Raw genomic sequence first — 14246 nt, 5'->3', positions numbered from 1 at the left:
CGGGTGTGGTGACGACCGTCACAGCACCGACGCTTCCAGCACCTCGTCGTCGCTGGAACACCAGCTCGCGACGGCCCGATCACCCTTCCCTGACCCGCTCCCGGACGACGACGAGGACTGACCGGCGCTCAGGGGGCGTAGGCGGGCGGGGACGCCACGCGCCCGCGCCGGGCCGGGCGCCAGGTGCTGACCATCGCGAAGGCCAGCAGCAGCTCGGCGACGTCCCCTCCGTAGTACATGATCTCGGCGCCGCCCCGTAGCTGGGCGGTGGGCGCCGGGATGTCGACCAGGATCCCGGCGTACATGAGCTGGGACAGCGTGGCGTGCACCGCGACCGCGACGCCGAGCACGACCAGCCGGCGCGGCACCGAGGGGCGGCGCGGCGCCGGGTCGGGCCCGGCGACGACCCAGGCGAACAGGCACCCCGCGAGCAGGAAGTGCGCGTGGACCAGGTGGTGGAGCATCGGATGGCCCGCCGTCACCCGGTACAGCGGGGTCAGGTACAAGGCCGCGAGCCCGCCCACGCTGAGCGCCAGCGCGACCCACGGGTCCGCGGCGGCGTGGAGGGCACTGCTTCGCAGCACCGCCGCGAGGGCACGCCGCTGACGAGGGGAGGCCGATCGCAGCACCAGCGTCACCGGGGCGCCGAGGACCAGGCCGAGCGGCGCCAGCATGCCGAGCAGGAGATGCTGGAGCATGTGCCAGCGGAAGTCGTGCTCGGCGAACGGGGCCGGCGGCGGCAGCGACCCCGCCGCCAGGAGCAGCGCGCCGGCGGCGAAGCTCGCCGTCCGCCAGTGGCTCCAGCCCCTGGACTCCCCGCGCCGCCGGGCCGCCAGCACGGCGTAACAGCCCGCGAGCAGGACGGCTACGACGGGGAGGGCGGCTCCCTGGCCGTGCGCCTCGTGCGTGTGCATGGTCAGGCCTGGTGCGCGGAGCGGTCCCGGCACAGGTCGACGACCGTGCCGCCCCGGCTCAGCAGCACGCCGCCCGCGACCAGCAGGGCGCCGAGGACGAGGAACCCGATGTCCCACCAGGTCTGGTACGCGTCGGTGCGCACGTGGTGGATGGCCAGGATGTGGTGGTCCACGGTCCCCTCGACGAGGTTGAACAGCCCCCACCCGACCAGGCCCCACCCCCACAGCACGCGGGATCTCCAGACCCGGCCGCGCGAGTGGGTGACCCGCGAGTACAGCAGGCCGAGGCCCGCGAGCACCGCGAGCCAGGTGAACACGTGGAAGAAGCCGTCCCACATCGTGTTCATCTCCAGCCCGCCGACCGTGTGGGGCGAGTAGTACCGCACGCCGATGTGGTCGCTGTCGGTGCTGCTCAGCATGTGATGCCACTGGAGCACCTGGTGGAGCAGGATCCCGTCGACGAACCCGCCGAGTCCCACGCCGAGGACGATGCCCGGCAGCATGAGATCCCGCCCCGCACCGGCCCCGCCGGCAGAACCGATCGCCATCATGGCCCCCTCCCGGAGCGATCACCAGTCCGTCACCTCCCCCCGCGTGGCGGCGCGTAAGCCGGGCTTGATCATCTGCTTGCGCGGAGCGTGATCACGCCAGAAGTGAACGCGGTCTTGCTCCACCGGCCTGCTCCGCGAGAAGGTCGTCGCGGGGGCCGACGCGGAGGAGACGGATGACCGGGGAGAGCGTTCCGTCCCTGTGGAGGAACCGCGACTTCGTCGTCTTCATGAGCGCGCAGACCCTCTCCAGCGTCGGTGACTCGATCTCCTATGTAGCGCTCCCGCTGCTCGTCCTGCACGTGACGGGCTCGGTCGTCCAGATGGGCGTCGTCACCGCGCTCGCCGGGGCCGCCTCGACCGTCACGGGGATCTTCGCCGGGGTCGTCACCGACCGGGTCGACCGCCGCGCCCTGCTGCTGGTGTGCGACGTCGCGCGGTGCCTTCTCTACGCGGTGATACCGCTCGCCTGGTGGATCTCCCCGCAGACGTGGGTGCTCTACGTCGTCGTGCCGCTCGCGGGCGTCTTCTCGATGCTGTTCCAGGTCGCGTACGTCGCGGTCGTGCCGCGCCTGGTGGCGCCCGGCCAGATCACCAAGGCCAACGGCCACCTGTACGGCACGTACGCGGTGGCGAGCGTCGGGGGCCCGATGCTCGCGGGCGTCCTGTCGGGCCTGTGGGGACCGGCGGCGGCGATCGCGATCGACGCGGGCAGCTTCGCCCTCTCGGCGCTCGGCATCTCCCTGCTCCGGCTCCGCCCGGCCGCCTCCCCAGACGCCGCTTCAGCCGACGCTCAGGACGCCGACGCCGCTCCGGGCGGCGCTCCGGGCTCGTCTCCGGGCGCAGCTCCGGGCGCAGCTCCGGGCGCGTCTCCGGGCGCAGCTCCGGGCGCGTCTCCGGGCGGCGAGGGGGCGCGGCGGGAGGGCGAGGGGGTCTCCGGGCGGCGAGCCGCCTTGCGGGAGTTCGCGGCCGGTGCCCGGTTCCTGTGGGCGCACCCGGTGCTGCGGTCCCTCACCGTGCTGCTGTCGATGCTGACGTTCCTCACGTTCGGCCTGCCTGACATCCTCGTCTACTACCTCAAGCACGACCTCGGGCAGCCCGACGGCAGCGTGGGGTACGTGCTGGCGTTCGCGACCGTGGGGACGCTCGCCGCCGCCGTGGTGGTCGCCCCGGCCCGCAGGCGCCTGGGCTTCGGGCTCTGCTGGATCGGCGCGTACGCGACAGCGGGTGTGGCGGTCGCGGTCCTCGGGCTCGCCACGGGTGTGCCGGTGGTCGCGGCGCTCGCCACGATCCTGCTGTTCTGTACGGGCGTCGCCGGCATCTGCTCCATGTCCCTGCGGCAGGAGGTGACCCCCGACCGTCTGCTCGGCCGGGTCACCTCGGCGTTCTGGACCCTGCACTCGGCCCTCGGCCCGGTCGGCGCGGCCCTGCTGACCGCCGGTGCGGCGCGGTACGGCGTCACGGCCACGTGCCTGGTCATCGGCATCGCCTGCCTCCTGATCGCGATGGCCGGGCTGCTGACCCCTATCCGCCGCCCCCACCCGGAGACCCTCGCGGGCGAGGCCGCCTGACCGCTGGGCCCGGTCTGCGGTTGGATGTCCGGTAGAAGACAATCGTCCCGTTCGGTGGCGGAGTCGGGTGGACGGAGAAGCCGGTGCGCGCGGTGCGGTACGACGGGTTCGGCGAGCAGCCGGAGGTCCGCCAGGTGGCCGATCCTGAGCCGCCGCGCGCGGGTGCCGTGATCCGGGTGGAGGCGTCGGGACTGTGCCGGAGCGACTGGCACGGCTGGATGGGCCACGACCCCGATATCCGGAAATTTCCGCATGTGCCGGGGCATGAGCTGGCCGGCGTCGTCGAGGCGGTCGGCGGCGACGTGACGCGGTGGCGTCCCGGCGACCGGGTGACCACCCCCTTCATCTGCGCCTGCGGGCGGTGCCCGGCATGCGCGGCCGGCGACGCGCAGGTCTGCGAGAACCAGACCCAGCCCGGGTTCACACACTGGGGCTCGTTCGCCGAGTACGTCGCCATCGAGCACGCCGACGTCAACCTCGTCCGCCTGCCCGGCTCCATGTCCTTCCCGACCGCCGCGAGCCTCGGGTGCCGCTTCTCCACCGCCTTCCGCGCGGTCGTCTCCCAAGGGCGGGTGGCGGCCGGCAAGTGGGTGGCGGTGTACGGGTGCGGCGGCGTCGGCCTGTCGGCGGTGATGATCGCCGCCGCGAGCGGCGCCCGGGTGGTCGCCGTCGACGTCTCCCCCACCGCGCTCGAACTGGCGGCGCGCTTCGGTGCCGCGGAAACCGTCTTCGTGGAGACCGCGGACGGGTCCGAGCGCGTCCGGGAGATCACCGGCGGGGGCGCCCATCTCACCGTCGACGCGCTCGGCAGCGCCGCCACCTGCGGCGCCGCCATCGAGAGCCTGCGGCGGCGCGGACGGCACGTACAGGTCGGCCTGCTGCCCCGGGTCGCCGGGCATCCGGCCATCCCGATGGACCGGGTCATCTCGCTCGAACTGGAGATCGTCGGCAGCCACGGCATGGCCGCGCACGCGTACCCGCCCATGCTCGCGATGATCGCCAGCGGGACGCTGCGGCCGGAGCTGCTCATCACCCGCACGATCGGCCTCGGCGAGGTCCCGGAGGCCCTGGCCGCCATGGGGACCATGGGCACCCCCGGGGTGACGATGATCCTCCCCGGTCTTCCGTAGACCGCCCGTGGGCACCTCTGGCCGCCCGTAGCACCCGTAGCCCGACCGTGGGCCGTCCCGGGGGCGGTACACATGCGTTGATCTCGTTTTCGACCACATCGCGGATGCAGCGCCGGGCTCCCCCAGTTCAGGGGCCTCGACCTTCCTCGCGGTGACTGGCCCGCGCCCCTGCCTGCCGGTACGAGCGCCACGACCCTCGTGCCGGGCGGCGCCGTGGCGCTCCTCCTCTGCGCGGGCGCCGTCGTCGCCCTGGCCCGCCGCGCCGACCGCCGCGCGCGGTAGCGACCCCATCAACCGTTCGGTGGATATCTGGACCGCCGCCGGCAAGTGATCCTCAGAACATGACAGTCATCGAGATCGACGACCTGACGAAGAGCTACCGGGGTGCCAAGGCGGTCGACGGCGTCTCCCTGAAAGTGGAGCGAGGCGAGATCTTCGGAATCGCCGGCCCGAACGGGGCGGGGAAGACGACGGTCGTGGAGTGCGCGTCGGGGTCGCGGCGGCGAGACGGCGGCACCCTGCGGGTGCTGGGCCTGGACCCGCAGAGCGACCGGCGCAGACTGCTGCAGCGCATCGGTGTGCAGTTGCAGGAGGCGGCCCTGCCCGACGCGATCAAGGTCGGTGAGGCGTTACGGATGTACGCCTCCTTCTACGACAAGCCCGCCGACCAGCGGGAGCTCATGGACGATTGGGGGCTGACGGACAAGCGGCGCGCCGGCTTCGCGAGCCTGTCCGGCGGATGGAAGCAGCGGCTGTTCATCGCGCTCGCCCTGGTCGGCAACCCGGAGGTCGTCTTCCTCGACGAGCTGACCACGGGCCTGGACCCCGCCGCCCGCCGCACCACCTGGGACCTGATCCGCGCCATGCGCGAGCGTGGGGTCACCGTCGTGCTGGTCACCCACTTCATGGACGAGGCCGAGGCGCTGTGCGACCGCATCGCGATCGTCGACCGGGGCCGTGTCATCGCCGAGGGCAGCCCACCCGAACTGATCGCGAAGGGGCGATCCGGTTCGCTGGACGGCGCGTACCTCGCCCTCACCGGAAGGGAAATGGCATGAAAGGCGTCACGCGCGCCATCACGGCCGAGCTCAGACTGATCATGCGTGATCCGATGTCGGCGTTCTTCGCCCTGGCCTTCCCCGCGGTCATACTGTGGGTCAAGATGCGCACCGGCAAACCCCTGCCGGGCGGGCTGCCTGTCATCGACGCCATGGTGCCGATGCTGAGCACCTTCGTCATCGGTCTGGCCGCGCTGGTCATCCTCCCGTCCACGCTCGCCCAGTACAGAGAACGGCGGATTCTGAAGCGGCTGCGCGCGACCCCCGCCTCGCCCATCATGCTGCTCGCCGCCCAGTGGGCCGCTCACATGCTGCTGGCTGTGGCCGGGACGGCGCTGTTGATCGCCCTCGGTCTGGCCCTCTTCGGGCTGGCGGCACCGTCCGACGCGGCGGGCGTCCTGCTGGCGTGGGTGCTCGGCGCGCTGAGCCTCGGCGCCATCGGCCTGCTCATCGGAGCGCTCGTGCCCACCGGACGAGGTGCGACGGTGATCGGGCTGAGCGTCTTCTTTCCGATGGTCTTCGTCTCCGGCACCATGATCCCCCGCGAGATCGCACCCGGCTCGATGCGTGCCATCGGCGACCTGACCCCCATGGCTCCGGTGGTCCAGGCGTTCCGCGACGGCTGGGAGGGCAACGCGATCTCCCCGGCTACCATGATCGTCATGGCAGTGACATTCGTCATCGCCGGTGGCGTCGCCGTCAAAGCGTTCCGGTGGTGATCACCGCCGACACCGGCGTCTCGCGCTGGGACCGCGCCTGGCCCGCTCTGCCGTACGTGTTCGTCCTGCTGCCGGCGGTCTTCTCCCTGCTGCGCGACTGGAGGCCGGAGGTGCTGGCCCTGGCGTCGCTCGCCGGGGCCTGGCACTGGTTCCTGGTCACGTCGCACCCCGGCCGGATCGAGCGGCCCATCGTAGTGATCATCTACTTCGTCGTGATGCTGGCCGTCATCGGGGCGCTGGTCAGGACCGACACGCTGTTCATGGTGACGGGGGTGGGAGCCTTCATCCAGGCCTTCACCCTGCTGCCCGGGCGGTGGGCGTACGCGGGGGTGGCCGCCACGGCGGCCGTGCTGGTCACCGCTCCCGCCGAGCCCGGGCGGGCGCCGGGCGAGATGCTGTTCTCCTTCCTCGTCGCCGTGCTGGTCGCCTCCACGGCCGGGCTTTCCATCCAGGCCGTCTCCGACCAGAACGAGCAGCGCAAGGTCATGATCACGCAGTTGCGGGTGACCGGCGCCAAGCTTGCCGCGCTCGCGGAGGAGAACGCGAGCCTGCAGGCCCGGCTACTGACCAGCGCTCGTGAGGCCGGCGTGCTCGGGGAGCGGCAGCGGATGGCCAGGGAGATCCACGACACCATCGCCCAGAGCCTGACCGCCATCCTCACCCAGCTTGAGGCCGCCGACACGGTGATCGACGACTCGACCGCCGCCCGCTCGCGCCTGAACACGGTGCGCGCCCTGGCCAGGGAGAGCCTGGGCGAAGCCCGCCGATCGGTCCAGGCACTGCGTCCGGCGCCGCTGGACGAGGCCCAGCTCCCAGCCGCCCTTCACGACATCGCGGCGAGATGGTCGCGGGACACGGGTGTGGCCGCCTCCGTGTCGGCCACCGGCGACCCTCGGCCGCTGCACGTGGAGGTGGAGATCACCTTGCTGCGGGTGGCGCAGGAGGCGCTGGCCAACGTCGGCAAGCACGCCTCCGCCACCCGGGTCGCCCTCACCCTGTCGTACATGGAGGATGTGGTGGCCCTGGACGTGCGTGACGACGGCTCCGGCTTCACCCCTGAGGCGGCGCGCTCCTCAGACGCGGGGGGCTTCGGCCTCATCGCGATGCGCCAGCGCGTCACCCGGCTGGCCGGGAACTTCGCCATCGAGACGGCCCCTGGGCAGGGGACGGGGATCTCCGCCACCGTTCCGGCCATCCCCAGCGGCTCGGAAGACCCGGGATCGTCCGACCACTCCAGAAAGCCATTGTGACGTGCCGATTCGTATGATCATCGTGGATGACCATCCCGTCGTCCGCGATGGGCTTCTCGGGATCTTCACCGGCGACGATGACTTCGAGGTCGTCGGCGAGGCGGCCGACGGGCCGGAAGCACTCGTCGTGGCCATGCGTGCCGACCCCGATGTCGTGCTCATGGACCTGCGCATGCCGAAGATGAGCGGCGCGGAGCTCATCCGCCGGCTACGCGAGCAGAAGCCGGGCATCCACGTGCTGGTCCTGACCACCTTCGACGACGACGCCGACGTCCTGCCCGCAATCGAGCAGGGCGCGACCGGCTATCTGCTCAAGGACACCCCACGCGCCGATCTGCGCCGGGCCGTACAGGCGGCGGCCCGGGGCGAGACGGTGCTGTCTCCGTCCGTGGCCGGCGTGATGACGAACAGGGCACACGCTCCTGAACAGCGGACGTTGAGCCGGCGGGAGTTCGAGGTGCTCGGGCTCATCGCCCGTGGCGCGACCAATCGTGAGGTCGCGGCGAAACTGTTCATCACCGAGGCGACGGTGAAGACGCATCTGCTGCACATCTTCGCCAAGCTGGAGGTGAACGACCGCGCGGCCGCGGTCGCGGCGGCGTACGAGACCGGTCTGCTCAAACCCGCCGCCGACACCTGATCCGGCCGCCCGGTCTCGCCTACCATGCGGGGGCGATCCCACGTCCGCGAGGTACGATCCCGGGGTGACTCCGGCTGCGGCGAAGCCGGGCCCCGGCGGGGAAGCGGCGAGAGCCGTCCCTCCGGTGACACGGTCACCGTCCGCACCGCCGGCCTGCCAGGAGGCCGGTGAAGGAGGTCTCTGGTGCCCTCAGGCGGCCATCGGCCCAGCATCGGCAGGGTCGCGGAGCTCGCGGGCGTGAGCGCGACGACCGTCTCACACACGCTCAACGGGCGGCGGCCGGTCTCGGAGGCGACCCGCAAGCGCGTGCTCGACGCCATCGAGGAGCTCGGCTACCGCCCGAACGTGCTGGCACGGGGCTTGCGCACCAGCAGGAGCCAGGCGATCGGGCTGATCATCCCGGACATCACCAACCCGTTCTATCCCATGCTCGCGCGCGGGCTGCAGGACATCCTCGGGCCGTCGGGCTACCACGAGATCATCGCCAACACCGACGGCGACCGCGATCTGGAGCGGTCGGCCCTGGAGCAGATGATCGCCCGGCAGGTCGACGGCATCGCCTTCGCGGTCTTCCACACGCATGCCGAGGACCTGCTGCCCGCCAGCGACCTCGGCATCCCGGTGGTACGCCTCGGCGGCCGGCTCGTCCAGCACGGTGTGGACCTCGTGCACAGCGACGACGAGGGCGGGGCCGCCGAGGCCACCCGCTACCTGCTCGACCGAGGCTACGGGCGCGTCGGGTTCGTCTGCGGCCCGGACGCCCAGGGCCCCGCGGCCGAGCGGGTGGCCGGCTACCTCGGCGCGCTCGCCGAGCGGGGCATCACGCCGGACCCCGACCTGATCGTGCACACGCGGTTCAGCCGCGCGGGAGGCATGGCGGGCACCCTGCGGCTGCTCGGCCTGCCGCGGCCGCCGCGCGCCGTGATCTGCGCCAACGACGTCATGGCCATCGGCGCGCTGGACGCGGCCCGCCGGAGCCGCCTGGACGTGCCCGGCGACCTCGCCATCATGGGGTTCGACGACATCGAGGCGGCGACGCTGGTCTCGCCGCGGCTCACGACCATGGCCAACCCCGCGAGGAAGATAGGGCAGGAGTGCGGCCGGGTCCTCCTCGACCGGCTCTCCGGCACGATGACCGGCCCGCCCAGCGAGACGATCGTCCCTGCCCGGCTCGTACGCCGCCAGTCCGCCTAGGTAGCTCACCGGGCGATTTCACATTCTGTGACCCGGGATGTGGACGCCCCATTGACATCGATTGTCCCAGGCGTATTTTCATGGTCAGTCTTAACGATTTGCTAGCCCATGTCCTGCGGTTCCGCCGCCGGACGGGGCACGGCGAACGCTGCCGCGCGCGCCGGAACCGGAGGTTCCCATGGCATGGCCGAGACCCCTCCATCGGAAGGCGGCGGCGACCGTCACCGCCCTGCTCCTGGCCCTCGGCTCGGCCGCGTGCTCCGGCTCGGGCGGCGACGGCGCTTCCGGATCCGGCGGGACGTCCCTGCGCATGTGGACGTTCAAGCGCACGCACGTGGCCGCGCTGGAGAAGGCCGCCGCGGAGTTCACCCGGCAGACCGGCGTCGCCGTCAAGGTCGAGGCCATCACGCCGGACGACGCGTTCACGGCCAAGATCCAGAGCGCGGCGCAGACCAAGGACCTCCCCGACGTCCTCGAAGTGCACGCGGGCGGCGAGGACTTCCGCATCGGCGGCTCGGGGCTCCTCGCGGACCTGACCGGCGACTTCCCCGCCGCCTCGCTCGACCGCTTCCTGCCGAGCACCCGGGAGACCGGCCTGGTGACCGCCGAGCGGCAGCGGCAGGTGGTGGAGCTCAGGCCCGCCAAGGTGGGCAGCCTGTTCAGCGTCCCCTTCACGGCGGGCACGTTCGGCATCGTCTACGGCAACCGGAAGAAGATGGCCGCGGCCGGGCTCGATCCGAGCGCCCCTCCCAAGACCTGGGAGGACTTCGTCGGCTACTTGCGGGCCACCACCAAGGCCGACCCCAAGCAGGGCGGTCTGTCCCTCGGGCTGAAGGTGAGCCAGACCGGCTTCAACTGGATCTACGCGCAGCTCGCGTACGCGTATATGGGCAAGGACCGCTACCACGCCATGTTCGGCAAGGGCACGACCCAGGGGTTCGCCTCGCCCGACGGGGTCAAGACCCTCTCGCTGTACGGCGAGCTGACCCCGTACTGGATCCCGGGCGCCACCGCGCTGGGCATCGACGAGGCGGACGTCGCGTTCGCGCAGGGGAGGTCGGCGTTCGACGTGGGCGGCACGTTCACCCTGGCCTTCCTCGCGCAGAACGGCATGAAGCCCTCGGACGTGCTCAGCTTCCCGATCCCGCCGCCGAGCGGAGGGAAGATCGGCGACCTGCGCCTGGCGGCGCTCGCGCTGACCGGCCTCTCCATCACCTCGACGAGCGAGAACCACGACGCCGCCGCCAAGTGGGTGGACTTCCTCACCTCGGCGAAGGGCGCTGCCATCTTCGCGACGTCCTCGCTCGACCTGCCGGCCACCGACCTCGGCGCGGACGCCGAGAAGCTCCTCGGCCCCGATCTGGCCGCGTTGCAGAAGTACTTCACGGGCCCGCCCGAGAGCACGTACGACGCCGCGGACGGCTCCTTCCGCCCGCCGGGGTACGACGAGGCGAAGGTCGGCCCGCCCCTGGTGAAGCTGTCGCCGCTCAAGGAGGCCGACCCCGCCGCCACGGGAGCCCAGCTGGACGCGGTGATCGCCGCCATGTGGAAGGCCGCCTCGTAGCCGGCCCTGGGCGGGCGCGGTGGCGGCGGTGGCTCGCCGGGTACGCGTTCGTGGCGCCCGCCGTCGCGCTGTTCCTGCTGATGGGGCTCTACACCATCGGCTACGGCGTCTCGCTGAGCTTCGCCAAGTGGAACGGCTTCACCCCCACCTGGGAATGGGTCGGCCTCCGCAACTACGCCGACCTGCTCTTCCGGGACCCGACCCTGGCACCCGACCTGCACCGGGCGGCGCTCAACACGCTGGCCGTCATGATCGCCGTACCGGTGGGCACGGTGGCCATCGCGCTGCCGCTCGCCGTGCTGCTCAACTCCGTACGCCGGCTGCGAGGCCCGCTGCGGTCGGTCTTCTTCCTTCCGTACGTGACCTCGGGAATCGCCGTCTACTACGCCTGGCGGTACGTGCTGGAACCGGACGGGCCGATCAACTTCCTGCTGCGCTCGCTCGGCCTCGGCGGCCTGTCCCGGCCGCAGGGCTTCCTCGCCGATCCCTCGACCGCCCTCCCCACGCTTATTGTGATCATGGTCTGGGGCGCCGTGCCGGTGGCGATGCTCCTCTACCTCGCCGGACTTCAGTCGATCAACCCGAGCATCCTGGAGGCCGCGCATATCGACGGCGCGGGAAGCGTGCGGACCGTACGGCACATCGTGTGGCCCCTGCTGCGGCCGATCACCACGGCGATCCTGCTGCTCGGGCTGCGCGACTCCCTGCAGGGGTTCCAGATCTTCCGCGTCATGACCGACGGCGGTCCCGCCGGGCACACCGACGTTGTGGGACTCCAGGCGTACCACCTGGCCTTCTTCAAGGGCCTGTCGCCCACGCTGGGGCTGGCCAGCGCGCTCGGGTGGATGATCTTCATCGCCGCCCTGGTGCTGACTCTCGCCAACGGCCGCATGCTGAGGAGCAACCGGTGACCGCTTCCGCCGCGTCCCGCCGTCATGCCGCGTACGGACGCTCGGGCCCGGCACGGCGCACGGGCGTCGTCAGGGCCGTCGCCTACCTCGCGCTGGCGCTCTACGCGGCCGTCAGCCTCTATCCCTTCCTCTGGATGGCCTCCGGGGCGTTCAAGGACCGCACCGAGATCCTCGCCGGTGGCCATCTCATACCGGACCGGCCAACCTGGGACACGCTCCTGCAGACCTGGAGCAGACTGCACTTCCTCGACTACTTCGTGAACTGCCTGAAGGTCACCGGGCTGACCGTGCTCGGCGTGCTCGCGATCTACAGCCTCGCCTCGTACGCCTTCGCCGTGCTGGACTTCCCCGGGCGCCGCTTCCTCTTCTGGTTCTTCGTGGCCCTGCTGTTCGTGCCCGGGATCACCGTGCTGCTCCCCGTGGTGATCCTTGAGGACAGGCTCGGCGTCCTCGGCAGCCACCTCGGGCTCGTCCTGCCGTTCGTCAACGGGATGGCGCCGCTGACGGTGCTCATGCTGACGAACGCCTTCCGCGCCATCCCGGGGGAGCTCCGCGACGCCGCCCGCGTCGACGGTGCGGGCGAGGCGCGCATCTTCTGGCGGGTGTACCTCCCGCTGAGCCGCCCGACGCTGATCACCGTCGCCGTGCTCAGCGCCGTCCCGACCTGGAACGAGTACGTGCTGACGCGGGTGTCGCTCAACGACGACGCCCAGTACACCCTTCCACTGGCTCTCGAATCGCTGGCCTCGGGCAACGTGCCGCAGTACAACGAGATCATGGCCGGGTCGCTCATCATCGTCGTCCCGGTGATCCTGCTGTTCCTCGCGCTTCAGAGGTACTTCGTCACCGGGCTCGCGGGCGCCGTCAAGGACTGAGGTCCGGCTGCTCGTCCATCTCGCGCCATCGGCCGCGAGCGCGACCTCGGCCACTTTCGCGTCTCGGCTTCCCCTGGCGAGGTTTCGGCTCCCCGCGGCGAGAGGGCGGCGGCACCACGGCCGGATCAGCGATGGAGCCGCGCGCCGCCACGGGTCCGGACGTCCCGGAGCCGGTGGCCCGGGTGTCACAGGTCGTATCCGGGGGCTCGGGCGGCGTTAGGCACGCGCCGGAACTGGTAGGAAGGGAGTCATGCCTGCCCTGACACCCGCAGGCCGAAGGAGCTGATCATGCAGTTTGGAGCCGACCCGCAACAGGGACTCACCGTCTCCTGCGGCGTACGGGAAAGCGCGGTCGTCGTCCAGGTTCGAGGAGAGCTGGACTATCGTGCCGCCCCGCTCCTGCGGAGCGAACTTAGCGCCATTTGGGACATGCCGGGCATATCCGCGATCGTCCTCGACCTTGCCGAGGTCACCTTCTGCGACTCCGTGGGCCTGAGTGAGCTGATCGCCACCCTGCGGCGCAGCCAGAACACCGGTCACACCCTGATGGTCAGCGGCCTGCAGGGCACGCTGCTCCGCGTGCTGACCATCACCGGGCTGCACAACGCCTTCGACTCCTACGACACCGTCGAGGAGGCCCTGCGGCGGGCGTCCTCCACCATGGAACCGCCGCTCACGGAGCCTTCGATCCTCGATCCTCCGCCGGTCGCGCCCTCCGGCCTCGAATCGCCGGCCGCCACCTCGATATTGGAACCCCCGGCAGCGCTTCCCTCCATCCTGGACCCGCGAACGACCACATCCTCCCCGCTGGGAGCGCCGGCGGGCACTCCCTCCATCCTTGAACCATCCGGTGCCACGTCCTCGGTCCTTGAACCATCCGGGGGCGCGATCTCCCCTTTGGACCCGCTCATCACTATTGACCCCTTGGAAACCGCGCCGGCCGCCCAGGACCCACCCACCGTCCTGGAAACGCCGGACACCACCCCGGGCAACGACCTGCCCCCCGGCCCGGCGACCCCGGCACCCTGACCGCTTCGGGAAGAACCGGCTCGCGCCTACATCAGGCGGCCGCCGCCGACCTCCAGGACCGTGCCGGTCATGTAGCTCGACAGGTCCGAGGCGAGGAAGAGCACGGCGCCCGCCACCTCGTGCGGCTCGCCCGCCCGCTTCATCGGGATGTCGGCCTCCCTGGCGGCGAACACGTCGGGGGGCATGGCCCCGGTCATCGCCGTGCGGATGAGCCCGGGCTGCACGGCGTTGACCCGGACTCCGCGTGGGGCCAGTTCCTTGGCGGCGGCCTTGGTGAGCCCGATGATGCCCGCCTTGGCCGCGCTGTAGTTCGTCTGCCCGAAATTTCCCGACTTTCCAGACAGGGAGGAGATATTGATGATCGAGCCGGAACCGGCGGCGCGCATGACCTCCGCAGCCGCCCGCACCCCCAGCCACGTCCCTTTCAGATGGACGTCCACGACCGCCTCGAAGTCGGCGAGCGTCATCTTGCGCAGGGTGGCGTCCCTGGTGATCCCGGCGTTGTTGACCAGGATGTCGAGGGTGCCGAAGCGTTCGACCGCGTGGTCCACGGCGGCCGTGACCGCCTCCTCGTCGGTGACGTCGCATCCGATCGAGGACACCGGCTCACCGCCTCCGAGCCGTTCGGCGGCCGTCGCGGCCAGCGCGGCGTCCTGATCGGTCACCACGACCCTGGCCCCGTGCTCGTGCAGGATGCGGGCGATGGCCAGCCCGATGCCCTGCCCGGCCCCGGTGACCAGGGCCGTACGGCCCGGCACCAGCCCGCCGCCGATCACCTGAGGCACCCGGTGGCGGCCGCGTCCCCCTGATCGCGCGCACCCGCCACCCGATCGCCGATCCCGC

General features: G+C 71.5%; 14 protein-coding genes. 11 read left to right on the top strand and 3 right to left on the bottom strand.

All coding sequences use genetic code 11. The features are described 5' to 3' along the window. Window positions 1-128 precede the first annotated feature (128 nt). Together ACGFIV_RS04240 and ACGFIV_RS04235 are read right to left on the bottom strand one after the other, a co-directional pair. Complete coding sequence (locus ACGFIV_RS04240; RefSeq protein WP_358561467.1) at window positions 129-914, bottom strand: cytochrome c oxidase assembly protein; 786 nt, start codon at window positions 912-914, stop codon at window positions 129-131. Window positions 915-916: 2 nt separating this feature from the next. Next, the gene (locus tag ACGFIV_RS04235) at window positions 917-1465 is read right to left on the bottom strand and encodes a DUF2243 domain-containing protein (protein ID WP_392831791.1); all 549 of its coding nucleotides are present in this window, start codon (window positions 1463-1465) and stop codon (window positions 917-919) included. 173 nt (window positions 1466-1638) lie between these two features. Between ACGFIV_RS04235 and ACGFIV_RS04230 the strand changes: the two genes are divergently transcribed. The 11 genes from ACGFIV_RS04230 to ACGFIV_RS04180 all read left to right on the top strand — a co-directional run bounded on the left by ACGFIV_RS04230 (window position 1639) and on the right by ACGFIV_RS04180 (window position 13403). Further along, the gene (locus ACGFIV_RS04230; protein WP_392831788.1) at window positions 1639-3033 is read left to right on the top strand and encodes an MFS transporter; all 1395 of its coding nucleotides are present in this window, start codon (window positions 1639-1641) and stop codon (window positions 3031-3033) included. A gap of 83 nt (window positions 3034-3116) precedes the next feature. Continuing rightward, the gene (locus ACGFIV_RS04225; protein ID WP_358556199.1) at window positions 3117-4163 is read left to right on the top strand and encodes a zinc-dependent alcohol dehydrogenase family protein; all 1047 of its coding nucleotides are present in this window, start codon (window positions 3117-3119) and stop codon (window positions 4161-4163) included. A 341-nt stretch (window positions 4164-4504) separates the two neighbouring features. After that, window positions 4505-5221, top strand: coding sequence for an ABC transporter ATP-binding protein (locus ACGFIV_RS04220; protein WP_358556202.1), 717 nt, complete (start codon window positions 4505-4507; stop codon window positions 5219-5221). After that, window positions 5218-5940 (top strand): ABC transporter permease, encoded by a 723-nt coding sequence (locus tag ACGFIV_RS04215; protein WP_358556205.1) that lies wholly within the window; start codon window positions 5218-5220, stop codon window positions 5938-5940. Before ACGFIV_RS04220 ends, ACGFIV_RS04215 begins: the two co-directional genes overlap by 4 nt. Further along, a complete protein-coding gene (locus ACGFIV_RS04210) occupies window positions 5937-7190 on the top strand; it encodes a sensor histidine kinase (RefSeq protein WP_358556208.1) in 1254 nt (417 codons plus the stop codon). The genes ACGFIV_RS04215 and ACGFIV_RS04210 overlap by 4 nt, the downstream gene beginning before the upstream one ends. A 13-nt stretch (window positions 7191-7203) precedes the next feature. Then, window positions 7204-7830: a response regulator transcription factor gene (locus ACGFIV_RS04205; protein WP_358556242.1), complete on the top strand. Its 627-nt coding sequence runs from the start codon at window positions 7204-7206 to the stop codon at window positions 7828-7830. A gap of 183 nt (window positions 7831-8013) precedes the next feature. Then, entirely contained in the window at window positions 8014-9024 is a 1011-nt protein-coding gene (locus ACGFIV_RS04200; RefSeq protein ID WP_358556211.1) for a LacI family DNA-binding transcriptional regulator, read from the top strand. A gap of 178 nt (window positions 9025-9202) precedes the next feature. Then, entirely contained in the window at window positions 9203-10588 is a 1386-nt protein-coding gene (locus ACGFIV_RS04195) for an extracellular solute-binding protein (RefSeq protein ID WP_358556214.1), read from the top strand. Then, window positions 10570-11499 carry a sugar ABC transporter permease gene (locus tag ACGFIV_RS04190; RefSeq protein ID WP_358556217.1) on the top strand — a complete coding sequence of 310 codons (930 nt, stop codon included), beginning with the start codon at window positions 10570-10572 and terminating at the stop codon, window positions 11497-11499. The genes ACGFIV_RS04195 and ACGFIV_RS04190 overlap by 19 nt, the downstream gene beginning before the upstream one ends. Next, on the top strand, window positions 11496-12374 hold the full coding sequence (locus ACGFIV_RS04185) for a carbohydrate ABC transporter permease (RefSeq protein WP_392831778.1): 879 nt from the start codon (window positions 11496-11498) through the stop codon (window positions 12372-12374). The genes ACGFIV_RS04190 and ACGFIV_RS04185 overlap by 4 nt, the downstream gene beginning before the upstream one ends. A 288-nt stretch (window positions 12375-12662) precedes the next feature. Next, window positions 12663-13403, top strand: a complete 741-nt coding sequence (locus tag ACGFIV_RS04180; RefSeq protein WP_358556223.1) for an anti-sigma factor antagonist — start codon at window positions 12663-12665, stop codon at window positions 13401-13403. A 26-nt stretch (window positions 13404-13429) separates the two neighbouring features. On the opposite strand, the gene fabG is transcribed toward ACGFIV_RS04180, so the two are convergent. Next, window positions 13430-14188, bottom strand: a complete 759-nt coding sequence (fabG, locus tag ACGFIV_RS04175) for a 3-oxoacyl-ACP reductase FabG (protein WP_358556226.1) — start codon at window positions 14186-14188, stop codon at window positions 13430-13432. Window positions 14189-14246 lie beyond the last annotated feature (58 nt).

This window comes from Sphaerisporangium sp. NPDC049003 (genome assembly GCF_043197795.1).
GTDB lineage: Bacteria > Actinomycetota > Actinomycetes > Streptosporangiales > Streptosporangiaceae > Sphaerisporangium.
This window is presented reverse-complemented; position numbering and strand designations above follow the sequence as displayed.